This window comes from Croceibacterium atlanticum (assembly GCF_001008165.2).
Classification (GTDB): Bacteria; Pseudomonadota; Alphaproteobacteria; order Sphingomonadales; family Sphingomonadaceae; genus Croceibacterium_C; species Croceibacterium_C atlanticum.
Window position 1 is genome coordinate 2,342,815 of record NZ_CP011452.2, and the last position, 26,545, is coordinate 2,369,359.

30 protein-coding genes are annotated in these 26,545 nt (G+C 62.9%); 13 read left to right on the forward strand and 17 right to left on the reverse strand.

Annotated elements, in window-relative coordinates; translation table 11 throughout:
- Nucleotides 1-2: 2 nt before the first annotated feature.
- From WYH_RS10990 to WYH_RS11010, 5 genes are all read left to right on the forward strand, one after another.
- Nucleotides 3-1,199: a sensor histidine kinase gene (locus tag WYH_RS10990; protein WP_082347955.1), complete on the forward strand. Its 1,197-nt coding sequence runs from the start codon at nt 3-5 to the stop codon at nt 1,197-1,199.
- On the forward strand, nt 1,196-1,990 hold the full coding sequence (locus WYH_RS10995; protein ID WP_046903870.1) for a LytR/AlgR family response regulator transcription factor: 795 nt from the start codon (nt 1,196-1,198) through the stop codon (nt 1,988-1,990). Before WYH_RS10990 ends, WYH_RS10995 begins: the two co-directional genes overlap by 4 nt.
- 58 nt (nt 1,991-2,048) lie before the next feature.
- Nucleotides 2,049-2,912 (forward strand): carboxylating nicotinate-nucleotide diphosphorylase, encoded by an 864-nt coding sequence (gene nadC / locus WYH_RS11000; protein WP_046905085.1) that lies wholly within the window; start codon nt 2,049-2,051, stop codon nt 2,910-2,912.
- A 76-nt stretch (nt 2,913-2,988) separates the two neighbouring features.
- Nucleotides 2,989-3,414 carry a hypothetical protein gene (locus tag WYH_RS11005; protein WP_053833550.1) on the forward strand — a complete coding sequence of 142 codons (426 nt, stop codon included), beginning with the start codon at nt 2,989-2,991 and terminating at the stop codon, nt 3,412-3,414.
- A gap of 2 nt (nt 3,415-3,416) precedes the next feature.
- A complete protein-coding gene (locus WYH_RS11010; RefSeq protein WP_046903872.1) occupies nt 3,417-4,124 on the forward strand; it encodes a ribonuclease T2 family protein in 708 nt (235 codons plus the stop codon).
- Nucleotides 4,125-4,137: 13 nt separating this feature from the next.
- On the opposite strand, the gene WYH_RS11015 is transcribed toward WYH_RS11010, so the two are convergent.
- Nucleotides 4,138-4,593 carry a nucleoside deaminase gene (locus WYH_RS11015; RefSeq protein ID WP_046903873.1) on the reverse strand — a complete coding sequence of 152 codons (456 nt, stop codon included), beginning with the start codon at nt 4,591-4,593 and terminating at the stop codon, nt 4,138-4,140.
- Between the two features lie 128 nt (nt 4,594-4,721).
- Here WYH_RS11015 and rpmB point away from each other — a divergent pair, with 128 nt between their 5' ends.
- Entirely contained in the window at nt 4,722-5,009 is a 288-nt protein-coding gene (gene rpmB / locus WYH_RS11020; RefSeq protein WP_046905086.1) for a 50S ribosomal protein L28, read from the forward strand.
- 57 nt (nt 5,010-5,066) lie between these two features.
- Here the strand turns inward: rpmB and WYH_RS11025 are convergent, their stop codons facing one another.
- Genes WYH_RS11025 through xseA form a run of 4 tightly spaced genes read right to left on the reverse strand, consistent with a single transcriptional unit; the run spans nt 5,067 to nt 8,680 of the window.
- On the reverse strand, nt 5,067-6,047 hold the full coding sequence (locus tag WYH_RS11025; RefSeq protein ID WP_053833551.1) for an esterase-like activity of phytase family protein: 981 nt from the start codon (nt 6,045-6,047) through the stop codon (nt 5,067-5,069).
- 45 nt (nt 6,048-6,092) lie between these two features.
- Nucleotides 6,093-6,962 carry a M23 family metallopeptidase gene (locus tag WYH_RS11030; protein ID WP_082347956.1) on the reverse strand — a complete coding sequence of 290 codons (870 nt, stop codon included), beginning with the start codon at nt 6,960-6,962 and terminating at the stop codon, nt 6,093-6,095.
- Nucleotides 6,959-7,162, reverse strand: a complete 204-nt coding sequence (locus WYH_RS11035) for a DUF2093 domain-containing protein (RefSeq protein WP_046903874.1) — start codon at nt 7,160-7,162, stop codon at nt 6,959-6,961. Before WYH_RS11035 ends, WYH_RS11030 begins: the two co-directional genes overlap by 4 nt.
- A gap of 27 nt (nt 7,163-7,189) precedes the next feature.
- On the reverse strand, nt 7,190-8,680 hold the full coding sequence (xseA, locus tag WYH_RS11040) for an exodeoxyribonuclease VII large subunit (protein ID WP_046903875.1): 1,491 nt from the start codon (nt 8,678-8,680) through the stop codon (nt 7,190-7,192).
- On the opposite strand from xseA, the gene purD reads away from it, so the two are divergent.
- Complete coding sequence (purD, locus tag WYH_RS11045; RefSeq protein WP_046903876.1) at nt 8,679-9,974, forward strand: phosphoribosylamine--glycine ligase; 1,296 nt, start codon at nt 8,679-8,681, stop codon at nt 9,972-9,974. The two genes, xseA and purD, sit on opposite strands and share 2 nt — an antisense overlap.
- 47 nt (nt 9,975-10,021) lie before the next feature.
- On the opposite strand, the gene WYH_RS11050 is transcribed toward purD, so the two are convergent.
- Entirely contained in the window at nt 10,022-11,017 is a 996-nt protein-coding gene (locus WYH_RS11050; protein ID WP_046905089.1) for an adenosine kinase, read from the reverse strand.
- 119 nt (nt 11,018-11,136) lie between these two features.
- Here WYH_RS11050 and WYH_RS11055 point away from each other — a divergent pair, with 119 nt between their 5' ends.
- The 3 genes from WYH_RS11055 (at nt 11,137) to WYH_RS11065 (ending at nt 13,276) form a co-directional block, all read left to right on the forward strand.
- Nucleotides 11,137-11,832 carry an EI24 domain-containing protein gene (locus WYH_RS11055; RefSeq protein ID WP_046903877.1) on the forward strand — a complete coding sequence of 232 codons (696 nt, stop codon included), beginning with the start codon at nt 11,137-11,139 and terminating at the stop codon, nt 11,830-11,832.
- Between the two features lie 172 nt (nt 11,833-12,004).
- On the forward strand, nt 12,005-12,271 hold the full coding sequence (locus WYH_RS17345; RefSeq protein ID WP_328700715.1) for a hypothetical protein: 267 nt from the start codon (nt 12,005-12,007) through the stop codon (nt 12,269-12,271).
- A gap of 51 nt (nt 12,272-12,322) precedes the next feature.
- Nucleotides 12,323-13,276, forward strand: a complete 954-nt coding sequence (locus tag WYH_RS11065; protein WP_046903879.1) for a hypothetical protein — start codon at nt 12,323-12,325, stop codon at nt 13,274-13,276.
- Nucleotides 13,277-13,304: 28 nt separating this feature from the next.
- On the opposite strand, the gene WYH_RS11070 is transcribed toward WYH_RS11065, so the two are convergent.
- The 9 genes from WYH_RS11070 to WYH_RS11110 all read right to left on the reverse strand — a co-directional run bounded on the left by WYH_RS11070 (nt 13,305) and on the right by WYH_RS11110 (nt 19,933).
- Nucleotides 13,305-13,661 (reverse strand): HesB/IscA family protein, encoded by a 357-nt coding sequence (locus WYH_RS11070; RefSeq protein ID WP_046903880.1) that lies wholly within the window; start codon nt 13,659-13,661, stop codon nt 13,305-13,307.
- Nucleotides 13,658-14,158: a GNAT family N-acetyltransferase gene (locus WYH_RS11075; RefSeq protein ID WP_244877912.1), complete on the reverse strand. Its 501-nt coding sequence runs from the start codon at nt 14,156-14,158 to the stop codon at nt 13,658-13,660. The genes WYH_RS11070 and WYH_RS11075 overlap by 4 nt, the downstream gene beginning before the upstream one ends.
- Nucleotides 14,155-14,655, reverse strand: coding sequence for an SUF system Fe-S cluster assembly protein (locus WYH_RS11080; RefSeq protein ID WP_082347957.1), 501 nt, complete (start codon nt 14,653-14,655; stop codon nt 14,155-14,157). The genes WYH_RS11075 and WYH_RS11080 overlap by 4 nt, the downstream gene beginning before the upstream one ends.
- A complete protein-coding gene (locus tag WYH_RS11085; protein ID WP_046903882.1) occupies nt 14,652-15,866 on the reverse strand; it encodes an aminotransferase class V-fold PLP-dependent enzyme in 1,215 nt (404 codons plus the stop codon). Before WYH_RS11085 ends, WYH_RS11080 begins: the two co-directional genes overlap by 4 nt.
- The gene (locus tag WYH_RS11090) at nt 15,863-16,615 is read right to left on the reverse strand and encodes a SufD family Fe-S cluster assembly protein (protein WP_046903883.1); all 753 of its coding nucleotides are present in this window, start codon (nt 16,613-16,615) and stop codon (nt 15,863-15,865) included. Before WYH_RS11090 ends, WYH_RS11085 begins: the two co-directional genes overlap by 4 nt.
- Nucleotides 16,612-17,355: a Fe-S cluster assembly ATPase SufC gene (gene sufC, locus WYH_RS11095; RefSeq protein ID WP_046903884.1), complete on the reverse strand. Its 744-nt coding sequence runs from the start codon at nt 17,353-17,355 to the stop codon at nt 16,612-16,614. Before sufC ends, WYH_RS11090 begins: the two co-directional genes overlap by 4 nt.
- 93 nt (nt 17,356-17,448) lie before the next feature.
- Complete coding sequence (locus WYH_RS11100) at nt 17,449-17,958, reverse strand: endonuclease domain-containing protein (protein ID WP_046905091.1); 510 nt, start codon at nt 17,956-17,958, stop codon at nt 17,449-17,451.
- Nucleotides 17,959-17,987: 29 nt separating this feature from the next.
- Nucleotides 17,988-19,499 (reverse strand): Fe-S cluster assembly protein SufB, encoded by a 1,512-nt coding sequence (gene sufB, locus WYH_RS11105; protein ID WP_046903885.1) that lies wholly within the window; start codon nt 19,497-19,499, stop codon nt 17,988-17,990.
- Complete coding sequence (locus WYH_RS11110) at nt 19,496-19,933, reverse strand: SUF system Fe-S cluster assembly regulator (protein WP_046903886.1); 438 nt, start codon at nt 19,931-19,933, stop codon at nt 19,496-19,498. Before WYH_RS11110 ends, sufB begins: the two co-directional genes overlap by 4 nt.
- 331 nt (nt 19,934-20,264) lie before the next feature.
- On the opposite strand from WYH_RS11110, the gene WYH_RS11115 reads away from it, so the two are divergent.
- The 3 genes from WYH_RS11115 (at nt 20,265) to WYH_RS11125 (ending at nt 24,927) form a co-directional block, all read left to right on the forward strand.
- The gene (locus WYH_RS11115; protein WP_046903887.1) at nt 20,265-21,293 is read left to right on the forward strand and encodes a quinone-dependent dihydroorotate dehydrogenase; all 1,029 of its coding nucleotides are present in this window, start codon (nt 20,265-20,267) and stop codon (nt 21,291-21,293) included.
- 9 nt (nt 21,294-21,302) lie between these two features.
- Nucleotides 21,303-23,024: a gamma-glutamyltransferase gene (gene ggt, locus WYH_RS11120; protein ID WP_046903888.1), complete on the forward strand. Its 1,722-nt coding sequence runs from the start codon at nt 21,303-21,305 to the stop codon at nt 23,022-23,024.
- A gap of 79 nt (nt 23,025-23,103) precedes the next feature.
- The gene (locus WYH_RS11125; RefSeq protein WP_046903889.1) at nt 23,104-24,927 is read left to right on the forward strand and encodes an AMP-dependent synthetase/ligase; all 1,824 of its coding nucleotides are present in this window, start codon (nt 23,104-23,106) and stop codon (nt 24,925-24,927) included.
- A 2-nt stretch (nt 24,928-24,929) separates the two neighbouring features.
- Here the strand turns inward: WYH_RS11125 and WYH_RS11130 are convergent, their stop codons facing one another.
- A complete protein-coding gene (locus WYH_RS11130) occupies nt 24,930-25,457 on the reverse strand; it encodes a hypothetical protein (protein ID WP_046903890.1) in 528 nt (175 codons plus the stop codon).
- Between the two features lie 82 nt (nt 25,458-25,539).
- Nucleotides 25,540-26,529, reverse strand: coding sequence for a sulfur carrier protein ThiS (gene thiS, locus WYH_RS11135; RefSeq protein WP_046905092.1), 990 nt, complete (start codon nt 26,527-26,529; stop codon nt 25,540-25,542).
- Nucleotides 26,530-26,545: the final 16 nt, after the last annotated feature.

A 26,545-nucleotide genomic window follows, 5' to 3' on the forward strand; every position in this document is an offset into this window, starting at 1 on the left:
GAATGCTGCCATTCCGGCCGACCCCGTTCTTCAAGGACAAGAACCGGGCCTTCTGGAACCTGCAATTCATCGGCTGGGGCGGCGCCGCCTTGCTGCGCGCGATGCAGGGCATCGCCAATGCGCAGGCCGGCAATTTCCTGATCATGGTGCTGATCGCAACCCTCACGGGTTTTTCGATCAGCCTGATCCTGTCCGTCGTCTATCGCGCCCTGTTCAATCGCCAGCCGCTGGTGACCTGGGGCCTGACCGCCATCGTCCTGGCGATCGCCGTGACGGTCTATGCACTGATCGACGGCTGGCTGGCCGGTGTCGTCTATGCCGACCGCGAAGCGACGCTGGCCCAGCGGTTCCTGATCTATTTCTATCTGGATCTGACCCTGCTGGGCGCCTGGTCGGCCCTTTATTACGCGATCAATTTCTTCCTCCAGGTGGAAGAACAGGCCGACAGGCTGGAAAGGCTGGAGGCACAGACCACGATCGCGCAGCTGGCCATGCTGCGATATCAGCTCAATCCGCATTTCCTGTTCAACACGCTGAATTCCATCAGCACGCTGGTGCTGCTGAAACAGACGGAACCGGCCAATGCAATGCTGACCCGCCTGTCCAGTTTCCTGCGGCACACGCTGGTTGCCCAGCCGGGCGGCCAGGTGACGGTGGCGCAGGAAGTGGAAACGCTGAAGCTCTATCTCGATATCGAACGGATGCGGTTTGAAGAGCGGCTGCGCACCGTGTTCAAGATCGATCCGGCGGCGGCAGATGCCTGCATCCCCTCGCTATTGCTGCAACCACTGGTCGAAAACGCGATCAAATATGGCGTTTCCCCGCAGGAGGAAGGCGCCCGGATCAGCCTGTCCGCGCAGAAAATCGGCAGCCGGCTGCGCATGACCGTTTCGGATACCGGCCCGGGCGTGCAGGCGCAGATGCTTGAACAGCGGACCCCGGATGCGCAACTTCTCGGGGATCGTTCGGTTTCCACGGGCGTTGGACTGGCCAATATACGTGATCGTCTGCAGCAGGCTTATGGCGAAGAACACCGCTTCGAAATCCAGACGCCGGCCGATGGCGGCTTTACCGTGATTATCGAGATACCCTTTGAAAAAGCGGAGTCTGACGAGCCGGAGGTCGCCCGGACGCCGACGCCGACAACACCCGCCTCCTCCCCCAATCCCGCATTGCGGGCAATCGGAACAAACGCATGACCATTCGAACCATCATCGTCGACGACGAAAAGCTCGCCATCCAGGGCCTGGAGCTGAGGCTGCAGGCCTTTCCGGACGTGGAAGTGATCGGAACTTGCGCCAATGGCCGCGAAGCGATCCGGGCCATCAAGACGGAAAAGCCCGATCTGGTCTTTCTGGACATCCAGATGCCCGGTTTCGACGGTTTTTCGGTGGTGAAAGGCGTTATGGAGATCGAACCCCCGCTCTTCGTGTTCGTTACCGCTTACCAGGAACATGCAATCCGCGCTTTCGAAGCGAATGCAGTCAATTACCTGATGAAGCCAGTGGACGAGGACAAGCTGGCCGACACGCTGGAACGCGTGCGCACGCGCCTGTCTGAAAAGCGATCTGTCGAAGAGGCGGAAAAGCTCAAGGATGTGCTGGCCGAAGTCGCGCCCGAAGCGATGGAAAACCTTCCCTCCGACGAGGAAGGCATGCTCCGCTACGAACGCATGATCAATGTGAAGGATCGCGGCCAGATTTTCCGTGTGGATGTGGACACGATCGAACATATCGAAGCCGCTGGCGACTATATGTGCATCTATACCGGCGACAATTCGCTGATCCTGCGCGAAACCATGAAGGATCTGGAACGGCGGCTGGACCCGCGCGTGTTCCAGCGCGTGCACCGTTCCACCATCGTCAACCTGGATCAGGTGCGCCAGGTCAGGCCGCATACCAATGGCGAATGCTTCCTGGTCCTGTCTTCCGGGGCGGAAGTGAAAGTCAGCCGATCCTATCGCGATGTGGTGGCGCGCTTCGTCCACTAAGGGCGAAGCGGCCGGCATCACGCTTGAGGACGGCGGAAAGATGGGCCAGAGGCCGGGGATGACCAAATTCACCCTGCCCGGCTTCGATCTGGACCATTTCGTGCGCGCCACGCTGGCTGAAGACCTTGGCGAAGGGCTGCCGGGCGGCGGGCATGACGTCACGGCAGAAAGCGTTATCCCTGCCGATGCGCGCTTTTCCGGGGTGATGGATAGCCGGGTGGCCGCGGTAGTCGCCGGCCTGCCGATTGCAGAGGCTTTCTTCCGCTCACTCGACCCCGACATGGAAATCGATCTTCTGGTCGGCGAAGGCGAACATGTCGAACCGGGAAGCGACCTGATGCGCCTGACCGGCAATGCCCGCGCCCTGCTGACAGCGGAACGCAGCGCGTTGAACACGGTGCAGCACCTGACCGGCATTGCGACCATGACGCGTCTCTATGTGGATGCGATGGGGGAAACGGACTGCGTGTTGCTGGATACGCGCAAGACCATTCCCGGCCTGCGCCACCTGGAAAAATATGCCACCCGCATGGGCGGCGCGCGCAACCACCGCATGGGCCTGTGGGATGCGGCCATGATCAAGGATAATCACATCCTTGTGGCCGGCAGTGTGGCAGAGGCGGTGCGGCGTGCGCGCGATGCCGGGGTGACGCAGATCATCTGCGAAGTGGACCGGATCGACCAGATAGAACCGGCACTGACGGCAGGCGCGAACCACATCCTGCTCGACAATATGAGCCCCCCGACCCTGCGCGAGGCGGTGGCCCTGATCGGTGGCCGTGCCGCGACCGAGGCATCTGGCGGCGTCACGCTGGAAACCATTGGCGATATTGCCGCGACCGGCGTGGATTATGTTTCGGTCGGCCGCCTGACCCAGAGCGCCCCCGCTGCCGATATCGGGCTGGATTTCACCCCGCTTTAGACAGCGCCCTCAGGATTGCGCTTCCCCTGTTCATCACGCAGAATGAAGCCTGATTGGCAGGAGGGGGAAGGACCGCATGCGGCCACAATCGATTATCATGTTCGAACGCCTGTTCCTGGGCTCTCTGGCGCTCAGCGTCATCAGCTTCTTCATGAGCTATGAGAGCATGACGAGGCAGATCGAAAACGAAGCCGCCCTGGCAGAACTGGGCATTGGCGGCGGTATCGTGATCGGATCTTTCCTGTTCAGCATGGCAGTCTATCTGCTGCTGTGGTTCCTGATCGCGCGGAAGGGTGTGGGGCTGGCGAAATGGGTGCTGGTCGTCCTGCTCGCCCTCAGCCTGATTTCGGTGCCGGGGATGCTGGCGGCGATCAACATCGTCAATATCATCGGCCTGATCGTCTATGCGCTGGAAGTGGCAGCCGTCATCTTCCTCTTCAAGGATGATGCGCGGGCGTGGTTCCAGGGCGGCGAACCGGCCAATCCCGACACGTTCGACTGACAATGCGCCGTGCGATTGCCGCATGCGCCGGGGCGATATTGTGCGTGCCCGGCATTGCCCATGCGCAATCCTATCAATGCCGCGTTCCGGACAAGCCGGTCAGCGTGCCCCGCGTGGAACAGGATGAACCCACGCGTGAAATGCCCGTCACCGGCTACACGCTCGCCCTGAGCTGGTCGCCCGAATATTGCCGCACCAGGCTGGATAGCCCCCGCGATGCGCGGCAATGTTCGGGCCGCGGCGGCCGGTTCGGCTTTGTCGTGCATGGATTATGGCCCGATGGAACGAATGGCTGGCCGCAATGGTGCCCGGTTCGCCTGGAACTGCCCGCGCGGGAGCTGGCGCGCAATCTATGCATGACGCCATCCGCCCGGCTGCTGGCGCAGGAATGGGTCAAGCATGGCAGCTGCATGTCCTTCCGCCCGCAGAGCTATTTCAAGATCACGCGGATTCTCTGGAACAGCCTGCGCTGGCCCGATTTCGATCGCCTGTCCCGCCGCGACGGGCTGACCGCCGGGGACATTCGCAAGACATTCGCCGATGCGAATCCGCATTGGGAGCCCGAACATGTTGGCGTGAAGCTGAATTCGCGCGGCTGGCTGGAGGAATTGCGGCTCTGCTATGGGGCGGACTTCCTGCCCGAAAGCTGCGATTCCAGGCGTTGGGGGCCGCGCGATTCGACCAGGGCGAAGATCTGGCGCGGGCTTTAGCCGATTCGCGGGATCAGCGGCGGGCGGCGAAGAATTGCCGCAACAATTCGCCTGCCTGCGATTCGCCCATTCCGGAATAGACTTCCGGCCGATGGAGGCATTGTTTCTGTTCGAACACGCGGGCGCCATGTTCCACCGCGCCGCCCTTGGGATCGGGCGCGGCGTAATATAGCCGCGCGATACGGGCATGGGCGATGGCCCCGGCGCACATGGCACAAGGTTCCAGCGTCACCCATAATTCGCAGCCTTCCAGCCGCTCGCTCCCCAGCTTTTCCGCTGCGCGGCGCAGGGCGAGTATTTCCGCATGGGCGGTCGGATCGGTCAATTCGCGCGGGGCATTATGGGCTTCGGCCAGTATTTCACCATCCTTGAGCACCACGGCCCCGATTGGCACTTCCCCCTGGCGCGCACCGTCGCGTGCCAGTTCAAGCGCGCGCGCCATGGGTGCGGGAAGGGGCCAGCTTGCCATGGTCCGGGCGCTAAACCAGCCCGGGGATTACGGCAATGGCGCCCGGATTGCTTGACGAGTGGCGCCCCCCCCGCTATGCGCGCCGCTTTCCGAACATCGGCACAATTTCGACAATCCGAGAGAACACCATGTCGCGTATCTGCGAACTGACCGGCAAGGGCCGCCAAATCGGCCACAATGTAAGCCACGCGAATAACAAGACGAAGCGCGTCTTCCTGCCTAACCTGCAGAACGTGACGCTGCTGAGCGAGAAGCTGGACCGCAGCTTCAAGTTCCGCGTGTCGACCCAGGGCCTGCGCTCTGTCGAACACAATGGCGGCCTGGACAACTGGCTGCTGAAGACTTCCGACACCAAGCTGAGCCCGCGCGCCCTGAAGGTGAAGCGCGAGCTGAAGAAGGCGCAGGTCGCGGCCTGATCTTGGCGGCGCCTCCGGGCGCCACTTCGCCATAAGGCGATGCAAGGGCGTGCGGCGTCAGCCGCGCGCCTTTTCGCGTGGATTCCATTCCAGTTGCAGCAGCAGGCTGCGCTGGAATTGTGACGTATTATCGTCGGATATCAGCCAGATCCGCACTGAACCGTCCGGCAGCGGCTCCACCGACAGGCCTTCGTAATTTTCGGGCGGAACAGCGCCGGATATTTCCAGCAATTGTTCGCCGCGCCATTCGCCCCCTTCGCGGATATCCGCAGGATCGGCTACCAGCAGCCTGCTGGCAAAGCCCGGGGGCAGGCCCCAGATGACCTTGCGCATCAGCACCAGCACCCGCGCATCAGGCAATTGGGCCATGTCCACCGGGCGGAATTCATCCGGGCGGTGAAAGCGGAAAGCCATGGGCTGCGCACCGTCGACCGGGTCGGAGGGATAGAGCAGACCCGGCGTGGAATTTTCAGTCCAGCCCGCATCCACTTCTGAAATCACGATGAAACGGCCGTCCGAAAGGCGCAGGATCGATTCGGGGCCGCCATTATCCGCCCAGTCCCGCATTTCCGCCGGATAGACATCCTCGAACCTTTCCAGATCGGGTTCATAACGCACAATCGCATTGGTGAATTCATAGCCGGCCCAGATGCGCCCGCTTTCCGGATCGCGCGTCAGCGATTCCAGATCGGACAAGCGCTTGTCGAATTCATTGGACTGGGCGAAGCGGCCGAACCGGACGCGGCACCCCGCTGTGCCGGGCGGAGAAAAGCGCAGGATACTGCCCCTGTCGCTGCCCGCCAGAAAACACCCGTCATCCAGCCGAATCAGTGCCGAATAGCCGCCAAAACGCGTGTCCGGGCTTTCCAATTCCCAGGCGCCGATAAAGCGCGCCGGCCCGATCTTGCCCTCTGGAATATCCAGCCGGGTCAGTACCAGCTTTTCGGAAAGATCCGTTTCCGAAATCGGCGATCGCCACCACGGCCCGCCCAATGCGAGCCCGGCCACGACCAGGATTATAAGGAAAAGCCGCCGCATGAAGTCACGCCGCTCGCCCGGCAGGCTGGCGCGGTCAAGCCCCGATCAGGGCATTAGCCCGGTCAGGAGCAGTGGATCGAGCCGCGCATCGCGCCATTTGATGCTCCAGTGCAGATGCGGCCCTGTTGCCCGACCGGAAGAGCCGATACGGCCCAGCAATTGGCCTTGCCTGACCCGCTGCCCCAATTTCACGTCGATTTCCGAACAATGGAGGAAGGCGCTGTTCAACCCGCCCCCGTGATCGATCATGATCAGGTGACCTTCCAGCGAAAATGGCTGTTCCGCCGCCAGCACCACTACGCCATCGGCCGGCGCCACGAATGGCGTGCCGCTGGTCCCGGTCGAAATGTCGATTCCCGAATGATAGCTGCCCGGTTCCCCGCGATAGACGCGCTGGGATCCGAAACGCCCTGAAATCCGCCCTTCGACCGGCCAGATGAATTGCTGCCGCCATCCATCGGCGCCATTATCCTGCGCCCTTGCGTTCCAGATCTGCTCAAGCTCGGGCTGGCGGCGGCGCATGAAGGCCTCGCTGGGCCCGCTGCCCGGCCGTTTGGCCACATTCACATGTTCGATCTGCCAGTCGCGCGGAGAAATCGCCAATTGCTGTTCGACAACCCGGCCATTGGCCAGCTTTGCCGTCAAACTGGCGGATGGGCCTGCATCGCGATCGAATGCGGCAAAGAAATTGCCCTTGTCGTCCAGCTTCAGCGCCTGATCGCCCAATGTCGCGGAGACAGTCCCTTCCGGAGCGCGGCCGAGAATCCAGCCGCCCTGGGTCAATTCGCCCGAGAACGTGAAGTCGGCAGCACCGGCAGGCACAGACGCATCCTGCGCCGCCAGCGCTGGCAGGGCCAGAGGCGTGGCGAAGGCCGCCAGCAGGGTGGCAACCGCATGGACATGAAGCCGCTTCACGCCAGGTCGAGAAGTCGCCGGGTGGCTGCCTCCGGCGTGGCATAGGGCTCCTGCCGCTCCACGCTCCAGTAACGCAGCTCTTCAAGAGCGATCGGCTCCCCCGTGGCAGCGCAGGTCACGAAATGGCCTGGCTTCACGACGCGGAACCCGTTCGGGCCATAAATCAGGGTGGCGGCTTTCTCGCCGGAATTCATCAACATGGGCAGAGCCTTACCAATCGCGGTCAATCAAAGCAATTTGGGCTGTTCGCCGCCCTGCCCGCCGGGCGACGAAGCGGGGCGCGGCTGCGCCGGACGACGGGGCGCGCGGCCCGCAGCCGGCACGACATCCAGCTTGCCGTCCCGGAATTTGAGCGTCAGCGCAGCTTCCTTCTTCGCCGCCGCACTATCGGTCACCGGCCGGCCCTGTTCATCCAGCACCATGGCATAGCCGCGCTGCAACGGACGTTCGGGATGAAGCTGCTGCGCCAGCCGCCAGGTCGCTTCCAGCCGCTCTTTTCGTTCAGCCAGCGGGCGCTGCACCAGCGCGGGCACCAGCCGGGTAGTTTGCAACCGCTGACGCGCCTGGTCGAGGCGGTAGCGCAGCATGGATGCGGTCAGCCGGGCCTTGTCCGCCTGCAATTGTTCGCGCGCCTGGGCAGCCCGATCGGCCAGCCCGCGGCGAAGCCTTTCCCCAAGCTCGTCCAGTCGCTGGGCCGCCTGCTGGGCCAGCATTTCCGGCCTGGGCAAGCGGGCCACGCGCGCTTCCAGCCTTTCCCGCCCCAATTCGACCGGCCGCATCGCGCATTTGCGCTGGCGCAGGCCGAATTCGGCAATGGTTGCGGAAAGATCGCGCAGGACCGGCACCGCCATTTCCGCCGCGGCGGTGGGCGTCGGCGCACGCTTATCAGCGGCGAAATCCGCCAGGGTCGTATCGGTTTCGTGGCCGACCGCACTGATCACGGGGATCGAGGATTCGGCAATGGCGCGGACGACCACTTCCTCGTTGAAGCCCCACAGATCCTCGATCGAGCCGCCACCGCGCGCAACGATCAGCAAGTCCGGCCTCGGAATCGGCCCATTTGCATCCATGGCGGAAAATCCGCGCAGGGCAGCTGCCACCTGATCGGCCGAACCCTGCCCCTGCACCAGCACCGGCCAGACCAGAACATGGCTGGGAAAACGATCCGCCAGGCGGTGAAGTATGTCGCGAATCACCGATCCGGTCGGCGATGTCACCACGCCGATCACGGAAGGCAGGAAAGGCAGCGCCCGTTTCCGTTCCGGCGCGAAGAGCCCTTCTGCTTCCAGCCTGCGGCGGGTCTTTTCCAGCAGGGCGAGCAGCGCGCCTTCGCCGGCAATCTCCATCCGCTCTATCACGATCTGGTATTTGGACCGGCCGGGATAGGTGGTGATCTTGCCGGCCACGACCACTTCGATCCCGTCTTCGGGCAGGAAGTTCAGCCTTTGCGCCGTGCCACGCCACATCACGCCATCGATGACGGATTTTTCGTCCTTCAGCCCGCAATAAAGATGGCCGGAAGCCGCGCGTTTCACGCCCGAAAGCTCTCCGCGCAGCTTCACATAGCCGAACCGGTCCTCCACCGTTCGTTTCAGCAATTGCGAAATCTCGGTGATGGAGAGCGGTGCAGCGTTGTCGCCGGCCTGCCCCTTGGCTACCAGCCCGCCATCATTTTGCAGATCGCCGCTCGAATAATCGTCAGGGAAAGGGCCGGCCATGAATATCCTTCTACTGGGGTCGGGCGGGCGCGAACATGCTCTCGCCTGGAAGCTCGCGCAATCCCGCCTCATCACCGAAAAGGGTGATACTCTTTACGCATCCCCCGGAAATCCGGGTATTGCCGACCATGCGACGCTGGTTTCGCTGGATGCCGCCGATCACGCAGCCATCATCGCCTTCTGCGCCGACAAGCGGGTGGGGCTGGTCGTAATCGGGCCAGAAGCGCCACTGGTTGATGGGCTGGCGGATTCGCTGCGCGGAGCAGGCATCGCGGTTTTCGGGCCGAGCCGGGCAGCCGCCCAGCTGGAAGGCAGCAAGGGATTCACCAAGGATCTGTGCGACCGCGCAGGCATTCCCACTGCCGGCTATATCCGCACGACAACGCTGCAACAGGCGATGGAAGCGCTGGAAGATTTTTCCGCCCCCTATGTGCTCAAGGCGGATGGCCTGGCGGCGGGCAAGGGCGTGGTCATTGCCGCCAACCGGGAAGAGGCGGAAGAAGCGCTGGCCGATATGTTCGGCGGGGCCTTTGGCAATGCCGGCGCGGAAGTGGTGATCGAGGAATTCATGGAGGGCGAGGAAGCGAGCTTCTTCGCCATTACCGACGGCGCTACCATCATGCCATTTGGCAGCGCGCAGGATCACAAGCGCGTGGGCGAAGGCGATACCGGCCCGAATACGGGCGGCATGGGCGCATACAGCCCGGCCCCGGTGCTGACGCCGTTGCTGCGCGGGGAAGCGATCGACCGGATCATCGCCCCCACGGTAAGGACGCTGGCGGATGAAGGCATGCCTTATTCAGGCGTGCTTTATTGCGGGCTGATGCTGACCGATCAGGGCCCTAAACTGGTCGAATATAATTGCCGTTTCGGCGACCCTGAATGCCAGGTGCTGATGATGCGGCTGCAGGGCGATCTGGGCGAATATATGCTTGCCTGCGCGGAAAGCAGGCTGGCTTCCATGGAACCGCCGCGCTTTGCCGACAAGACCGCGCTGACCGTGGTCATGGCGGCGCGCGGTTATCCCGGCACACCGGAAAAGGGCGGCACGATTCGCGGGCTGGCCAATGCCGAACAGGACGGGGCCAAGGTGTTCCACGCGGGCACGAAGCTTGAAACGGATGGCAGGCTCGTCGCCAATGGCGGGCGCGTGCTCAATGTCACGGCGCTGGGATCGACCACGGCCGAAGCGCAGGCGAAAGCCTATGCGGCCGTGGATGCGATCGATTTTCCCACCGGCTTCTGCCGCCGTGACATCGGCTGGCGCGAAGTAGAGCGCGAAAGCGGGAAATAGGCAGTCCGTCCGTCCGCCCCCAATGGAGAGGGCGGACGGACCGGAATTCAGCCCAGCTTGGCCTTGACCAGCTGCGCCAGGTCCACTTCGGACCGTGCGCCCATATGGCTGATGATCTCCGCCGCCGCGATGGCGCCCATGCGCAGGCAGGTGTTCAGATCGCGGCCGCGGACATGGCCGAACAGGAAACCGGCGGCGAAGAGATCGCCCGCGCCGGTCGTGTCGACCACTTTTTCGATCGGTTCGGCGGCGACTTCGGCACGTTCGCCATTGGCGATGGCGACGGCGCCTTCTTCGCTGCGGGTGACGACCAGCACCGGCACTTGCGGCGCCAGGGCGGCCAGCCCTTCGTCAAAATCTTCCTTGCCGGTAATCGCGGCGAGTTCGACCTTGTTGGCGAAGAGGATATCGATCATCCCATCCGCGATCAGCTGGCGGAAATCGTCGCCATGGCGATCGATCACGAAGGCATCGGACAGGGTGAAAGCCACCTTGCGGCCTGCGGCACGCGCGGTTTCGATCGCCTTGCGCATGGCCGCGCGCGGTTCTTCCGGATCCCAGAGATAGCCTTCGAGATAGAGGATCGAAGCGCCGCCGATGGCTTCTTCGTTCAGCGCTTCGGCCGGCAGATACTGGGATGCGCCGAGAAAAGTGTTCATCGTGCGCTGCCCATCGGGCGTAACGAAGATCAGGCACCGCGCGGTGGAGGGTTCCCCGCTGCGCTTCGGCGTGTCGAAATCAATGCCCACCGCGTGAATATCATGCGCGAAGACAGAGCCGAGCTGATCGTCGGCAACCTGGCCGATAAAGGCGCATTGCGCGCCAAGTGCCGAAAGGCCCGCCAGCGTATTGGCGGCCGAACCGCCCGAAATTTCCTGCGCCGGGCCCATCGCGTCATAAAGTTCCTGGGCCTGCGCTTCATCGACCAGCATCATCCCGCCGCGGGTCAGGCCGAGTTCCTCGATCAGTTCGTCGGTGCAATGCGACATCACGTCGACGATGGCATTGCCGATGGCGATAACGTCATATCTGGGTTCGGACATGAAATCTCCGGAATCATTATTGAAATGGCGGCCTGCCATAAGGGCGGCCGCCTTATGGATTGCGTGGCGATGTGTGCGGGCGTTGACTTGGCCTGTCATGCGCGCAATCGCAAGGAAAGATGCCCGCAGTCTTTTCCTCGCTGATGCTCGCCCTGGCCCAGCTGGCCGATGGGCGCGTGCTGCGCATCCTGCTGAAAAGCCTGGCCGTTACCGTGGTTCTGTTCATCCTGATCGGCGGGGCGGGATGGTATGGGATGGACCGCGCACTTGCCTGGCTTGGCCTGTCGGACGGGCTGTTCACCGGCGCGGGCAGCCTGCGCGGGCTCGCCGCGCTTCTGCTTTCGCTGCTGTGGCTTTGGCTGAGCTGGCGAATCGTGGCGATGGCCGTGATCCAGTTCTATGCCGACGAGGTGGTCCAGGCGGTGGAGGCGCGGGCTTACCCCGATCGGGCAGAGGCGGCGCGCGACCTGCCCCTGCGCGAACAGCTTTCCGAAAGCCTGAAATCGGCCGGGCGGGCGCTGCTGGTGAACCTGCTGGCCCTGCCCTTCGCCCTCGCTCTTCTATTCACGGGAATCGGGCCGGCGGTGCTGTTCTTCCTGGTCAATGCAGCCCTGCTGGGCCGGGAATTGCAGGACATGGTGTGGCTCCGCCACCGGCGGGATGCGGCCGATCTGGCCCCCGCCAGCGGGTTGGAACGGTTCCTGCTGGGCGGGGCAATCACCTTCCTGCTGTCTATTCCTGTTGCGAATTTCCTTGCCCCCCTGCTTGGCGCAGCGGGTGCCACCCATCTCATCCACCGCAAGAAACGATCCTGACATGCGCCCGATAGCGACGCTGCTTCTGTTGCCCCTTCTGGCAGGCTGTGCGGCCGTGCCTTCCCCCAATGCGCCCGAGGTGCCGCGCCGGGGGGAACCCGCCGTGTCCCTGCCGATTCCGCCGACCCGGCCCGCCCCACGTCCCCAACCCGGATTCCGGGCGCCGAAAATCATGGATAGCGCCGGGCTGGACGGCGTCATCCGGCAGGATCGGGCGGGCCTGGTCCAGCAATTCGGGCAACCGCGGCTCGATGTTGCCGAAGGTGACATGCGCAAGCTGCAATTCGCCGGGCAAGCCTGCGTGCTGGATATATTCCTCTACCCCCTTCGTCCTGCGGGGGAGCCGGTCGCCACCCATGTGGAAGCCAGGCGCGCCAGTGACGGCCGCGATGTGGACCGGGCCGCCTGCGCGCGCGCACTGCAAAGGGAGCGGAGATAACGTCTGCTTAACCTCCTGCACGCGATAATACCGCGAACGGGGGATCAGATCATGACTGTCCAATTCACCGATGTCGCACGCCACGCGGCTGCCGATGCCACGATTTCGCCAGATGAAATCCGCAGCCTGCGCGAAGCCGGCTGGGCCAGCGGCAATATCACGCAGGTGGAGGCGGAGGCGATTTTCAGCCTTCAGCGCGCATTGAAGCAACCCAGCCTGGAATGGGCCGATTTCTTCGTCGAAGCGATCAGCGAATATGTGCTGCACGGAACGCAGCCGCGCGGCCATGCCAGCGAAACAGAGGCACAATGGCTGATCGAACAGATCCGCCATGACGGCAAGGTCTGTTCCATGACCGAGCTGGAATTGATGACCTGCATCATAGAGCGGGCGCAGAACGTGCCCGAAAGCCTGAAGACCTTCGTAATCGAACAGATCGAACGCGAAGTTCTGACGGGCACCGGCCCGACGCGCTGTGGCGGCGAACTGGCGGATAATCACGTGAGCGAGGCCGAATGCCGCATATTGCGGCGGGTGATCTTCGGTTCCGCCAGCGACCGGCCGGCCGCTGTCAGCCGCCGCGAGGCCGAATTGCTGTTCCGCCTCAAGGATGAATGCGTGGACGCGGAAAATGCGACCGAATGGAAACGGCTATTCGTGCAGGGCGTGGGCAATTACCTGATGGGTTTTGCCAATGAAAATGCCCATCTCAGCCATGAACGGATGCTGGAACTGGAACGCTTCGTCATGGACAATCGGGTGCGTGTGGGCCGGTTCATGGGCAGCATGGCGCAATCCGCGCCCAACGCCTTTGACGCCGTTTTCGGCCGCAAGCCTGCCAAACCCGGCCGTGCGGAAAGCGTGGCCGCCGCGCAGGACGTGACGGAAGAGGAGAAGGACTGGCTTGGCGCAATGATCGCGGCGAATGGCCGGATCGATTCCTATGACCGGGCGCTGCTGGAATTCCTGGCCGAGGAAGTAGGCGAAGAGTTCGACCGCTATTGAAAGCGGCCGCGCGCAGCCACCCCGATGTTCAGACCATGAAGCTTTCGCCGCAACCGCAGGCACCCTTGGCGTTGGGGTTGTCGAACACGAAACCGGCGGTGAAATCGTCTTCCCGCCAATCCATCACGCTGCCCACGAGATAGAGCACGCTGGCGCCGTCGATATAGAAAGTGCCGCCCGGCGTTTCGATCTTTTCGTCGAAACCCTGTTCCTCGGTCACATAATCGACCGAATATGCAAGGCCGGAACAGCCCCGCCGCGGCGTGGACAATTTCACCCCGATTGCCCCTTCCGGTGCCTTGGCCATCAGATCGGCGACGCGCTGCTGGGCGGCCGGCGTCAGGGTGACGGCGGCAGGACGGGCACGGGTCTTCGTTTCGGTCATGTCAGCCTCTTCTGCCAGAACAGGGCGTGTCCGGCGGCGGGATCGAGCTCATATTGGCCATAGCCAAGCGATTCATACAGCTTCTTCGCGGGTTCATTGCCGCTCAGAACTTCCAGCGTGACCTTGCACGCGCCGCGACGGCGCGCTTCGTCTTCCACGGCGGCAAACAATGTGCGGCCGATGCCGAGCCCGCGATGCCCTTCCAGCACGACCATGTCGTGAATATTGACCAGTGGCCGTGCGGCGAAGGTGGAAAAGCCCGTGAAACAATTGGCCAGCCCAACCGCCTTGTCGCCCAGGCGTGCGATAAGGGAGAAGGCGCCCGGCTGCTGCGCCAGGGCAGGCAGCAGGCGTTCGCGCACATCTTCGCTCAACGCTTCGCCGCCGCCCATCGGATCGCGCGCATAGGCATCAAGCAGCAGCAATATGTCCGCGGCGTGAAGCGGATCTTCATAATCGGCCATTTCGACCGTGAGAGGCGGGAGGGCTATCGTCACAGCATTCCCAGTTCGAGCCGGGCCTCGTCGCTCATCTTCGCCGGATCCCAGGGCGGATCCCACACCAGATTGACTTCGGCGCTGCGAATGCCGGGCACGGAACTGGCGCGCAATTCCACTTCACCGGGCATGCTTTCCGCCACCGGGCAATGCGGCGTGGTCAGCGTCATGGTGATCATCGCATCGGCGTCCGAAGTCACCTCGACGCCGTAGATCAGGCCGAGATCGTAGATATTCACCGGGATTTCCGGGTCGAAGATTTCCTTCAGCGCCTCGATCACCGCTTCATACAACTGCCCGCCAGGTTCCCCGGCAGAGGCATCGGCAGGCTTCTTCGCCAGGAAACCTTCGAGATAGTCCTTCTTGCGCTCCAGCTTTTCCGCGGGCGCTTCCTCGATATCCTCGACACGCGCACGCGGCGGCTTCGCCACGCCCAAAACCGCTTCATTGGGCGGCGGGGCAGCGACATAATCCTTCTTTTCGCCGGTCTCGCTCATCCGAAAATCCTCTTGGTACGCTCAATGCCGCGCAGCAGGGCGGCGACATCGTCTTCATCGCTGTAAATGCCGAAACTTGCGCGGGCCGTTGCCGGCACACCCAGCCGATCCATGAGCGGCTGCGCGCAGTGATGGCCGGCGCGGATCGCCACGCCTTCCTCGTCCAATATGGTGCCCAGATCGTGCGGGTGAACCCCGTCCATCGCAAAACTGACGATTCCCGCGCTCTCTTCCGGGCCGAACAATGTCACATCGTTCATGCCCCGCAATTCCTCGCGCAATTGCGCGACCAGCCGCGCCTCATGCGCGTGAATGGCGTCGAGCCCGATGGAGGACACGTAATCGCAGGCAACCGCGAGGCCGAGCGTTTCGACAATGGCCGGCGTCCCCGCCTCGAACCGCTGGGGCGGCGGGGCATAGCTGGTCTTTTCAAACGTCACGCGGTCAATCATTGCGCCGCCACCCTGCCACGGCGGCATGGCGTCAAGGATTTCGCGGCGCGCCCACAAGGCACCGATGCCGGTTGGGCCATACAGCTTGTGCCCGGAAAAGGCGTAGAAATCGCAACCCAGCACGGCAACATCCACCGGCAGGCGCGGCACGGCCTGGCACCCGTCGAGCAACAGCTTCGCGCCGACCGCATGGGCCATATCCGCCGCCCGGCGCACATCCAGCACCGAACCCAGCACATTGGAGACATGGGCGAAGGCCACCAATTTGTGGTCCTTCGTCAGCATCCGCTCCGCCGCGTCCAGATCGATCAGGCCGTCGTCGGTCAGCGGGCAGACATCGATGGCGAAGCCGATCCGATCCCGCAACAATTGCCAGGGCACGATGTTGGAGTGGTGTTCAAGTTCGGAAATCAGGATCCGGTCCGAACTCTCAAGCTGGGTCAAGCCCCAGCTTTGCGCCACCAGGTTGATCGCTTCGGTCGCGCCGCGGGTGAAGACGATCTCGTCCTCCGCACCGCCGACAAATTCGGCCACGCGTCGCCGCGCCGCTTCATAGCCCAGCGTCATTTCAGCAGAGCGCGAATAGACCCCGCGATGCACCGTGGCATAATCCGCGCCGATGGCCCGCGTTACCGCGTCAATCACCACTTGCGGCTTCTGCGCGGTGGCGGCGGTATCGAGATAATGCCAGGGCTTGCCCTCGCCGGTCAGCAGGCCGGGGAACTCCGCCTTGCGGGATATGGTGGCGGCGTCGTTCACAGCGCCTCCCCCAACGGGGCCAGGGCAGCCTCCAGCATCTGTTCCTGCGCGGCTTCATCCTCCAGCGCGGTGAAAGCATCAGCCACGAAAGCGCGGATCAGCAGCTTGCGCGCCGTCTCCGGCGTCAGGCCGCGCGCGGCCATGTAGAAGCGCGCCTGTTCATCAAGCTGGCCGATGGCGGCACCATGGGCGCATTTCACATCGTCGGCATAGATTTCCAGCTCTGGCTTGGCATTGGCCGTGGCGCCCTTTTCCAGCAACAGGCCTTTGAAATCCTGTGCGGCGTCGGTCTTCTGCGCATCGCGCACGACATCGATCCGGCCGAGGAAATTGCCGATCGCCCGCCCCCAATGGACGGAGCGGACGACCTGGTTGGAAGTCGCCTCCGGCTCGGCATGTTCGATGCGGGTCACGAATTCGCGCGTCACGTCGCCGCCGCCGATCGTCACCCCGCCAAATTCAAAATGCGCACCCCGGGCCATGCGCACCACCACTTCCATGCGCGCATAATCGGCGCAGGAATTGACCGCGAACATCTCGCAAGTGGCGCCTTCGCCCAGGGTCACGCGCATCCGGCGCATATCGGGTTCCGTGCCGTCGAGCAGGAAGCATTCGCGGAAGGCCTCTCCCGCCGGCACGTCAATCTCGCGCCATTGGTCGAAGCGTTCGGGCGTGAAATTCTGCACCACGGCAAAATCGGCGTAGCGCCATTCCTCGTCCTTGCGGGTGGGGAGTGTCATTCCGCTCATGCAGCCACCGTTTCGTAGCCTTCGCGTTCCAGTTCGAGCGCGAGATCGGCCCCGCCGCTCTTGACGATGCGGCCCTTCGCCAGGACATGCACCTTGTCCGGTTTCACATAGTCGAGCAGGCGCTGGTAATGGGTGATCAGCAGCACGCCCTTGTCCGGCTGGCGCATGATCGCATTGATGCCTTCGCCCACGATCCGCAGCGCGTCGATATCCAGCCCGCTATCGGTTTCATCCAGCACGGCGAATTTGGGATCGAGAATGCCCATCTGGACCATTTCCGCGCGCTTCTTCTCGCCACCGGAAAAGCCGACATTCACGTTCCGCTTCAGCATTTCCATGTCCATGCGCAGCAGCCCGGCCTTTTCCTTGGCCAGTTTCAGGAAATCGCCGCCCGAAAGCGGCTCTTCCCCGCGCGCCCGACGCTGCGAATTGAGCGCTTCGCGCAGGAATTGCACATTGGAAACGCCCGGAATCTCGACCGGATACTGGAAGCCGAGGAACATTCCGGCAGCGGCGCGTTCATGCGGTTCCAGACCGAGAAGGTCCTGCCCGGCGAATGTCACCGATCCTTCGGTAATCTCGTAACCGGGGCGCCCGCCCAGCACATAGGCGAGGGTCGATTTGCCCGCGCCATTGGGGCCCATGATCGCATGAACTTCCCCCGCACCCACTTCGAGCGAGAGACCGTTGAGGATCTTGTTGCCGTCCACTTCGGCATGGAGATTTTCGATTTTCAGCATTTCAGAAGGTCTCATTCAAAACAGATACGTCACCCGGGACTTGTCCCGGGGTCCAGCTGCGGTTGCGCTGGAAGGTGATTTCCTGCCGGGCCATCAGCGGCGCGGCCTCGGCGTGCTCTGGCGCTGGTGTTCGCGGCGGGCGTCCTGCTTGTCGGCAATGCGCTGGCGCATACCGGCGGTAATCCGCTGGAGAACGGCGTCCATGTTCTCCAGAATATCGCTGGCCTTGATCCGCATCACCCGGATGCCGACAGCCTCCAGGCTCTTGTCGCGGCGGCGGGCGATCGCTTCCGGTTCGGGGGCATCGCCCATATCCTCGTCAATCGCGATAGCCATGCCCAGCGAATGGCAATTGAAATCAACGATGGCAGAGCCGACCACGGCATAGCGCTTGAACGTGTGACGGCCGAGATCCGCCTTGGCGAACCGCTCCGCCAGCGCCTGATGCGCGGGCGAGGAATCCCGCCGCATTTCCCGCGCGCGTTCATGCAGCGCATCGAGCCGCTTCTCCGAGATTTCCCAGCCGCGGCCCCTCTTCTTGATGGCGGGCGGCGCATCGCTTTCCGAAGGATCGCGGAGCTGGAGGGTCTTGCGGTCGGTCATTCGACCATCCCCTTCTGCATCTACCTTTGTCATCCGACCGATCCTTCCAAAGAAATACCCAGCAGCTTCTGCGCTTCGACCGCGAATTCCATCGGCAGCTGTTGCAGCACTTCCTTGGCGAAGCCGTTGACGATCAGCGCCACGGCCTGCTCTTCATCCAGTCCGCGCTGCATGGCGTAGAACAGCTGGTCATCGCTGATCTTGCTGGTGGTCGCCTCATGCTCGATCTGGGCGCTGGGGTTCTTCACCTCGATATAGGGCACGGTATGCGCGCCACATTTGTCGCCCAGCAACAGGCTGTCGCACTGGGTGAAATTGCGCACATTGTCGGCATTCGGGCCGACACGGACCAGTCCGCGATAGGTGTTGTTGCTCTTCCCCGCGCTGATCCCCTTGGAGATGATCGTACTGCGGCTGCCCTTGCCATTATGGACCATCTTGGTCCCGGTATCGGCCTGCTGGTAATTATTGGTGACGGCGACCGAATAGAACTCGCCCACCGAATCTTCGCCGTTCAGCACGCAGGAAGGGTATTTCCAGGTCACGGCGCTGCCGGTTTCCACCTGCGTCCAGCTGATCTTGCTGCGTGCGCCCTGGCACAGGCCGCGCTTGGTCACGAAATTATAGATCCCGCCCTTGCCTTCGGCATCGCCGGGATACCAGTTCTGCACGGTCGAATACTTGATCTCCGCATCTTCCAGCGCGACCAGTTCGACCACGGCGGCGTGGAGCTGGTTTTCATCCCGCATGGGCGCGGTGCAGCCTTCCAGATAGGAGACATAGCTGCCCTTTTCCGCGACGATCAGGGTCCGTTCGAACTGGCCGGTATTTTCCGCATTGATACGGAAATAGGTGCTCAGCTCCATCGGGCAGCGGACGCCCTCGGGAATGTAAACGAAGGTGCCATCGGAAAAGACCGCGCTGTTCAGCGTGGCGAAGAAATTGTCGCGCTGGGGCACGACCTTGCCCAGCCACTTCTTCACGAGGTCGGGATATTCGCGGATCGCTTCGCTGATGGACAGGAAGATGACGCCCGCCTTTTTCAGCTCTTCCCGGAAAGTGGTGGCGACGCTGACCGAATCGAACACCGCATCCACGGCGACCTTGCGCGACCCCTCCACCCCGGCGAGGACTTTCTGCTCCTCGATCGGGATGCCGAGCTTGTCATAGACATCCTTGATCTCGGGATCGAGTTCATCGAGGCTTTTCAGCGTCGGCTTCTTCTTGGGCGCCGCGTAATAATAGGCATCCTGATAATCGATTGCCGGATAGCCGAGCTTGGCCCAGTCCGGCTCCTCCATTTCCTGCCACATGCGGAACGCCTTGAGCCGCCATTCCAGCATCCATTCCGGCTCTTTCTTCTTGGCCGAAATGAAGCGGACCGTATTCTCGTCCAGGCCCTTGGGGGCGAATTCCTGCTCGATCGCGCTCGACCAGCCGAATTCATATTCAGCGGCGCGCGCGGCAGCTTCACGGGCTTCGCGGTCCGTTTCCGGCTGATCTGCCAGCTGGTTTTCGTCGGTCTTCAAATCGTTACTCATGCGGGTACTTTCCGGACAGGTTCCGCCGTTGGCGTAGCGGCAAGCTGCGTCAACGGTACATTGGCCAGCGCTCCGCGCAGGGCCTCGTTCACCGCGCCCCAATGCGGGCGGACGGTGCAATTGTCTTCCAGGGCGCAATCATGTTTGCCGGCCTGGACACAAGCGGTCAGAGCAATCGGCCCTTCAACCGCTTCCACGATATCTGCCAAGGTGATTGCCGCAGCCGGACGGGCCAGCTGCAGGCCGCCGCCGGCGCCGCGCACGGACCGCAGCAGACCGGCGCGGCCCAGCAGGCTGACCAGTTTCTGCACGGTTGGCAGCGGCAGGCCCGCTTCTTCGGCCAGTTCGGTGGCTGAAACACGCGCACCGCCGCAATGGCGCGCGGCGACGCTCATCGTCACGACGGCATAATCGGCCATGCTGGACAATCGCATTTCCTGCTCACCCCTTAATCGGAGCAATTCACTCGGATTTGCAGCTAGTGACTAAAGTGGCCGATTTCAAACCGATTGTGGGATGACGGACCAAAAAAAGGGGGCGGCTCGCAATGCGATGCCGCCCCCGTAAAGTCGAGAACTCGTTGCATTGCTGCCTCGAGCCCTTCGGGTCGCAGGGATGCAGATAGAACAGAACCGCAGAGTCGCGCTTGTAAGAAACCGACAGCTCCGCATGATTCGTGCTGAAAAATACTGCTATTTTTTTCAATCGATTGCCCAGGAAACACGTAATCGACACGAGGAATCAGCTCTGCCATAGGCTTTTCCGATGGTTTACCACCTCCTGCGCCCCCTGATTTTTTCGCTCGACGCTGAACAGGCCCACACATGGGCGATTCGCGCGATCCGGTGGCTTCCGAAGAAACCATCGCCTGCCCAAGGCCTGCTGGCGAGCGAGGTGGCGGGAATCCACTTCCCCAATCCCGTTGGCATGGCGGCCGGTTTCGACAAGGACGGCGAAGTTCCCGACGCGCTTCTGGGGCTGGGGTTCGGCTTTGCTGAAGTGGGATCCATCACGCCCCTGCCGCAAGCCGGCAATCCGAAGCCGCGCCTGTTCCGGCTGACGGAAGATCGCGCGGTGATCAACCGCATGGGCTTCAACAATGGCGGCGCGCAAGCGGCAGCCCGGCGGCTGAAGGCGCGGCAAGGGCGACCCGGCGTGGTTGGCATCAATATCGGCGCGAACAAGGATTCCGCCGATCGCATCGCCGATTATGCCCGGATGACGCAGATCATGGCCCCGCTCGCCACCTATCTTGCGGTCAATATTTCCAGCCCCAATACGCCCGGCCTGCGCGCCCTGCAGGATGAAAGCGCGCTGACCGATTTGCTGAACGCCGTTCTGGAAGCGCGGGGGGACGATGGGCCCCCGGTCTTCCTGAAAGTCGCGCCGGATCTGGAACCGGGCGATATCGATGCCATCGCACGGATCGGCATGGACAAGGAGCTGGGCGCGTTGATCGTGTCCAACACCACCATTTCCCGCCCGCCTCTCCGTTCCAGCCATGCCGGGGAAACAGGCGGATTGTCGGGCGCGCCGCTGAAAGACCTGGCACTGCAGAGGCTGCGCGATTTCCGCAAGGCAACCGGGGGCGGCATCCCGCTGATTGGCGTGGGCGGCATCGCCAATGCGGAGGATGCCTGGCAGCGAATCCGCGCTGGCGCCAGCCTGGTGCAGCTATACAGCGCCATGGTCTATGAAGGGCCATCCATCGCCCGCGCCATCACCTCCGGGCTGGAACGGCTGATGCGGCAGGAAGGATACCAATCCATTGCAGAGGCGGTTGGAAGCGAATAGCACCGCCCAATGCTGCATCGCACACTAGCCTTCATCGCCGCCCCGTTATTGCTGGCCGGCTGCACCACAACGCTTCCCCCAGAAAGCACCGGCACCGCCAGCAAGCAGCGGGCCGACACTCTCGGCCTGGTTTCCGCGGCCGATCCGCGTGCCGCACAGGCGGGCGCAACCATGCTGCGCAATGGCGGCAGCGCCACGGACGCCGCCATCGCCACCATGCTGGCGCTGACCGTGGTCGAACCGCAGAGTTCAGGCATTGGCGGCGGCGGCTTCTATGTGCGCGGCGAGCCAGACGGGACTGTTACGACAATCGATGGCCGCGAAACGGCCCCGGCACAGGCCGGGCCGGACTGGTTCCTCGATGCCGGCGGCAACCCGGTCCCATTTCCCGACGCGGTGTTGAGCGGGCTGAGCATCGGCGTGCCCGGAAACCTGCGCCTCGCCGCGCAGGCCCATGAAAAATACGGCAAATTGCCTTGGTCGGAACTGTTTCAACCGGCCATCGCGCTGGCGCGTGACGGCTTCAGCATTACCGAACGGTTCCACCAATATCTGGGCCTGGGCAAAGGCCGGGCGGACAAGACGGAATTCGGCAAGGCCCTGTTCTATGACGATGCGGGCGAACCGCTGCCCGTGGGCACGACGATACGCAATCCGCAACTGGCAGAAACGCTGCAGCGCATTGCCGAACGGGGGCCGGACACATTTTATGACGGGCCCCATGGGGAGGAACTGGCGAGCGCCATTGCCGCCTACACCCCGGGGGATGACGTCATGGCTGCGGCGGACCTCACCTCTTACGAAGCCAAATGGCGCGATCCGGTCTGCGGCGAATATCGCAGCTATCGCATCTGCGGCATGGGCCCGCCATCCTCCGGCGCGACGACGGTCTATGCCATATTGAAGCAGCTGGAACATTTCGATCTGACTGCCCTGGGGCCGGATTCGCCCGTTTCATGGCATCTTTTCGCCGAATCCCAGCGGCTCGCCTATGCCGACCGCGAGATCTATCTGGGCGATAGCGATTATGTGCAGGTGCCGGTGAAGGGGCTGACCGATCCGGATTATCTTGCCGCACGGGGCAGCCTTATTTCCGCCAGTCACAGTCTGCAGCATGTCGAAGCCGGGAAACCGGCCGGGGTCGCGCTGAACTGGGCCGACGGGGAAGAACCTGCCGAGAACGGGACCAGCCATTTCGTTGCGGTCGACCGCGAAGGAAACATCGTCAGCTACACTTCCACCGTGGAAGGGCCCTTTGGTTCCGGCCTGACCTTTGGCGGGTTCTACCTCAATAACGAACTGACCGATTTCAGCCTGGTGCCCGAGAAAGATGGCCACGAAGTCGCCAATCGGGTGGAGGGCGGCAAGCGGCCGCGCAGTTCCATGGCGCCCACCGTCGTCTATGATGCACAGGGCAGGCTGGTGATCGCCGTGGGCGCAGCCGGTGGCGGCACGATTCCGGTGCAAGTGGCCAAGGCGCTGATCGGGATGCTGGACTGGGGGCTTTCCGCGCAGGATGCCATTGCCCTTCCCGGCCTCTATTCACCGGGGGACACGGTGGCGATCGAGCCGGGATCGGCGCTTGTCGCCATGAAGCCGCAACTGGAGGCGCTGGGCCACAAGGTCATTGAACGGCAGATGCCGTTCAAGGCCAATGCAGCACAATGGGTTGATGGCCGCTGGGTTGGCGCGGCCGATCCACGCAGCGAAGGTAGTTCCGTTTCCGAATAGATCTGTGCCATTGCCGGGGAGACTGGCAGCCTCTAAGTCGGCTGGCCGGGAAAACGGGCCAGCGCGACCGGCCATTGGCATGGAGGGGCTGCCCTTGCAGCTTTCGGATTTCAGCGAAGCACGCAATCTTGTGCGGCTTTTCCTCGACCGGGCGGAAAGTCTGGCCGACCGGCCCTTTCTTACCGCCAGACGCGACGGGGAATGGCAGACACTGAGCTGGGCGGAAACCGCGCGGCAGATCTGCCTGATGGCGGAGCAATTGCGCATATTGGGGCTGAAGGACGGGGATCGGGTGATGCTCGTATCCGAAAACCGGCCCGAATGGCTGATTGCCGATCTGGCGATCATGGCCGCCGGTGGCGTCACGACGCCGGCCTACACCACCAATACGGAACGCGACCACGCGCATATTCTGGACGATTCCGGCGCCCGCATGGTCGTGGTTTCAAACCAGAAGCTTGCCGCCCCCCTGATCCGCGCCACGATGAATGCCGGGGTTGCCGAACACGTAATCGGCATCGAACCCCTGCGGATCGGGCAGCAAGGCAGCCTGACATGCCATGCGTGGGACGATCTGCTGCGGGCAGGTGACGCCGCGACGGCACGCAAGGCAGTGGAAGATCGCATGGCCGGTATCGGCCGCAAACATACTGCCTGCATCATTTACACAAGCGGGACCGGCGGCGCGCCGCGCGGCGTTATCCTGCCCCACGGGGCGATCCTGGCCAATATCGAAGGTGCGGCACACGCGCTGGTCGGCGATTTCGGCTGGGGGCCGCCGCATCGCTTTCTCTCCTTCCTTCCGCTCAGCCACGCCTATGAACATACGGCCGGGCAGATGCTGCCGATCGGGCTGGGGGCGGAAATCTGGTATGCAGAAGGGCTGGACAAGCTTTCCAGCAATATCGAACAATCGCAACCCACGCTGATGGTGGTGGTGCCGCGCCTGTTCGAAGTGCTGCGCACCCGGATCATGAAACAGATTGAAAAGCAGGGCGGCATCGCGCCTTTGCTGCTGGAACAGGCAATGGGCCTGGCCGAACGGCGCGAAAAGGGGCGCTGGCGCCCGGGTGACTGGCTGCTCGACAAATTCCTTGGCCGGACCTTGCGGCCCAAGATCCAGGCACGCTTCGGCGGGCGGATGAATGCGCTGGTTTCAGGCGGCGCCCCGCTCAACCCCGAAGTCGGGCGCTTTTTCCAGGCGCTCGGCCTCACCATGCTGCAAGGTTATGGGCAGACGGAAGCAGCGCCGGTCATCAGCTGCAATTATCCTTCCGCCGGGATCAAGCTGGATACGGTGGGCGTGCCGTTGAAAGGCGTGGAAGTGAAAATCGCCGATGATGGCGAAATTCTCGTGCGCGGCGAACTGGTCATGGATGGTTACTGGCGCAATCCGGACGAAACCGCACGCACCCTGCGGGATGGCTGGTTGCATACTGGCGATATCGGCCATTTCGACGATCGTGGGCGGATCAGGATCACCGACCGCAAGAAGGACATGATCGTCAACGACAAGGGCGATAATGTCGCGCCGCAAAAGGTGGAAGGCATGCTGACATTGCAGCCGGAAATCAGTCAGGCGATGATCGCAGGCGAACAGAAACCCTATATTGTCGGCCTGATCGTGCCGGATGCAGACTGGGCGCAGGAATGGGCCGCCGCCAATGGTGAAAACGGCGATCTGGCGCATCTGCAGACATTGCCGTCATTCCGCGCAGCCGTGCGGCAAGCGGTGGACCGGGTGAACAAGGACTTGTCCGTGATCGAAAAGGTCCGGCAGTTCGCCTTCGCGGACGAGCCGTTCAGCATCGAGAATAGCGAGCTTACACCCAGCCTGAAGATTCGCCGCCACGTGATCCGCGCCCGTTATGGGGAACGGATGGACAAGCTCTACCGCTCCTGATTTCAGGCCGGTTCGGCTTCGACCTTTTCCGGATAGAAGGCCGGTTCGCGATCGGACCAGCCCGGCGCGGTTGCCGCCGCCTCGCTAAGCGATTGCAGCAATAATTTGCGCCGGTCGGGCCGGATATGGGGCAGCGCCGCGGCAGCGCAGAAAATTCCCGGCAGCCATGGCCGCGCCTGCGCACCCAGAAGACGTTCGTAAAGGAAGCGAAAGGCGGAGAAACTGTCGATCTTTTCCTGCGCCAGATCATGCGCGGCTATGCGAATCAGCGGCCCCATGAAATCGTCGACCCCGTCGAAATAGATTTCGCTGGGAATCACTTCGCGCAACGGGCGCAATTCGCGATAGTTGAAATACTGGACGCGGATGGCGCCATCTTCCAGCCTGTTGCCGCCCCAACGCTCGAACGCGTCGCACCGATGCAGGCCGACATCGAGACTGCGTTCGATGAAACGCTGTTCATCGGCGGTGAAGCTGGCAAATTCGCGCAATTCGGAAATCGTCAGCGATGCTGTGCCTGTGGCGTTCATGCGGAACTCCCGAAGATTCGTCCGGGAGAGGTTTTCACCCAACTTGGTTAACACCAGCTAAAGGCCGGAGGTGGAATCTGCTTCAGATCAGGCCCGCCAAGGGGCTGGACGGATCGGCATAGCGCCGCGTTGCCATCCGGCCGGCCAGATAAGCGTCACGCCCGCCTTGCACGGCCAGCTTCATCGCCCGCGCCATGCGGATCGGATCCTTCGCTTCGGCTATGGCGGTGTTCATCAGCACGCCATCGCAGCCCAGTTCCATCGCCACAGCCGCATCACTGGCCGTGCCGACTCCTGCATCGACCAGCACGGGAACCTTAGCCCCTTCGACAATCAGCCTGATGGTAACCCGGTTCTGGATACCCAGCCCGGAACCGATCGGCGCACCCAGCGGCATGATCGCCACGGCGCCGGCTTCTTCCAGCTGCTTCGCCGCGATCGGATCGTCGGTGCAATAGACCATCGGCTTGAAGCCTTCCTTTACCAACACTTCCGTTGCGCGCAGGGTTTCGCGCATGTCGGGATAAAGGGTGCGCGCTTCGCCCAGCACTTCCAGCTTCACCAGATCCCAGCCGCCCGCCTCCCGCGCGAGCCGCAAGGTACGAATCGCATCCTCAGCCGTGAAGCATCCTGCCGTATTGGGAAGATAGGTGATCTTCTTCGGGTCAATATAATCGGTCAGCATCGGGGCATTGGGGTCCGACACGTTAACCCGGCGCACGGCCACCGTCACGATTTCCGCCCCGCTGGCTTCCAGCGCCGCGGCATTCTGGGCGAAATCCTTGTACTTGCCGGTGCCGACGATCAGCCGCGATGTGAAACGGTGCCCGGCCACTTCCCAGCTATCGTCCTCCGGTTCCGGCGCGCCGCCGCCCACGAAATGCACGATCTCCAGCACGTCGCCATCGGTCAGCGCCGCTTCGGCAAGGGTCGAGCGGGGAACGATTTCACCATTGCGTTCCACCGCCACCTTTTCAGGCTTCAGGCCGAGTTCCTTTACCAGTTCGGCAATGGTGGGTGCGGGGGTGCGGCGGGTTTCGCCGTTGACGGTCAGGGTAAGGGGCGCAGTCATGACCCGCGCGAGATAG

What these genes read in the sequence shown, in the direction of transcription:
- WYH_RS11115 (WP_046903887.1), top strand. Translation starts at nt 20,265, where the DNA reads ATGGTTTACCACCTCCTGCGCCCCCTGATTTTTTCGCTCGACGCTGAA.
- WYH_RS11090 (WP_046903883.1), bottom strand. Translation starts at nt 16,615, where the DNA reads ATGAGCGGAATGACACTCCCCACCCGCAAGGACGAGGAATGGCGCTAC.
- WYH_RS11025 (WP_053833551.1), bottom strand. Translation starts at nt 6,047, where the DNA reads ATGCGGCGGCTTTTCCTTATAATCCTGGTCGTGGCCGGGCTCGCATTG.
- WYH_RS17345 (WP_328700715.1), top strand. Translation starts at nt 12,005, where the DNA reads ATGGATAGCGCCGGGCTGGACGGCGTCATCCGGCAGGATCGGGCGGGC.
- WYH_RS11010 (WP_046903872.1), top strand. Translation starts at nt 3,417, where the DNA reads ATGCGCCGTGCGATTGCCGCATGCGCCGGGGCGATATTGTGCGTGCCC.
- WYH_RS11015 (WP_046903873.1), bottom strand. Translation starts at nt 4,593, where the DNA reads ATGGCAAGCTGGCCCCTTCCCGCACCCATGGCGCGCGCGCTTGAACTG.
- sufB (WP_046903885.1), bottom strand. Translation starts at nt 19,499, where the DNA reads ATGAGTAACGATTTGAAGACCGACGAAAACCAGCTGGCAGATCAGCCG.
- rpmB (WP_046905086.1), top strand. Translation starts at nt 4,722, where the DNA reads ATGTCGCGTATCTGCGAACTGACCGGCAAGGGCCGCCAAATCGGCCAC.
- ggt (WP_046903888.1), top strand. Translation starts at nt 21,303, where the DNA reads ATGCTGCATCGCACACTAGCCTTCATCGCCGCCCCGTTATTGCTGGCC.
- WYH_RS10990 (WP_082347955.1), top strand. Translation starts at nt 3, where the DNA reads ATGCTGCCATTCCGGCCGACCCCGTTCTTCAAGGACAAGAACCGGGCC.
- WYH_RS10995 (WP_046903870.1), top strand. Translation starts at nt 1,196, where the DNA reads ATGACCATTCGAACCATCATCGTCGACGACGAAAAGCTCGCCATCCAG.
- WYH_RS11005 (WP_053833550.1), top strand. Translation starts at nt 2,989, where the DNA reads ATGCGGCCACAATCGATTATCATGTTCGAACGCCTGTTCCTGGGCTCT.
- thiS (WP_046905092.1), bottom strand. Translation starts at nt 26,529, where the DNA reads ATGACTGCGCCCCTTACCCTGACCGTCAACGGCGAAACCCGCCGCACC.
- WYH_RS11100 (WP_046905091.1), bottom strand. Translation starts at nt 17,958, where the DNA reads ATGACCGACCGCAAGACCCTCCAGCTCCGCGATCCTTCGGAAAGCGAT.
- WYH_RS11125 (WP_046903889.1), top strand. Translation starts at nt 23,104, where the DNA reads ATGGAGGGGCTGCCCTTGCAGCTTTCGGATTTCAGCGAAGCACGCAAT.
- WYH_RS11050 (WP_046905089.1), bottom strand. Translation starts at nt 11,017, where the DNA reads ATGTCCGAACCCAGATATGACGTTATCGCCATCGGCAATGCCATCGTC.
- sufC (WP_046903884.1), bottom strand. Translation starts at nt 17,355, where the DNA reads ATGCTGAAAATCGAAAATCTCCATGCCGAAGTGGACGGCAACAAGATC.
- xseA (WP_046903875.1), bottom strand. Translation starts at nt 8,680, where the DNA reads ATGGCCGGCCCTTTCCCTGACGATTATTCGAGCGGCGATCTGCAAAAT.
- WYH_RS11065 (WP_046903879.1), top strand. Translation starts at nt 12,323, where the DNA reads ATGACTGTCCAATTCACCGATGTCGCACGCCACGCGGCTGCCGATGCC.
- WYH_RS11055 (WP_046903877.1), top strand. Translation starts at nt 11,137, where the DNA reads ATGCCCGCAGTCTTTTCCTCGCTGATGCTCGCCCTGGCCCAGCTGGCC.
- nadC (WP_046905085.1), top strand. Translation starts at nt 2,049, where the DNA reads ATGACCAAATTCACCCTGCCCGGCTTCGATCTGGACCATTTCGTGCGC.
- purD (WP_046903876.1), top strand. Translation starts at nt 8,679, where the DNA reads ATGAATATCCTTCTACTGGGGTCGGGCGGGCGCGAACATGCTCTCGCC.
- WYH_RS11035 (WP_046903874.1), bottom strand. Translation starts at nt 7,162, where the DNA reads ATGTTGATGAATTCCGGCGAGAAAGCCGCCACCCTGATTTATGGCCCG.
- WYH_RS11070 (WP_046903880.1), bottom strand. Translation starts at nt 13,661, where the DNA reads ATGACCGAAACGAAGACCCGTGCCCGTCCTGCCGCCGTCACCCTGACG.
- WYH_RS11080 (WP_082347957.1), bottom strand. Translation starts at nt 14,655, where the DNA reads ATGAGCGAGACCGGCGAAAAGAAGGATTATGTCGCTGCCCCGCCGCCC.
- WYH_RS11130 (WP_046903890.1), bottom strand. Translation starts at nt 25,457, where the DNA reads ATGAACGCCACAGGCACAGCATCGCTGACGATTTCCGAATTGCGCGAA.
- WYH_RS11110 (WP_046903886.1), bottom strand. Translation starts at nt 19,933, where the DNA reads ATGCGATTGTCCAGCATGGCCGATTATGCCGTCGTGACGATGAGCGTC.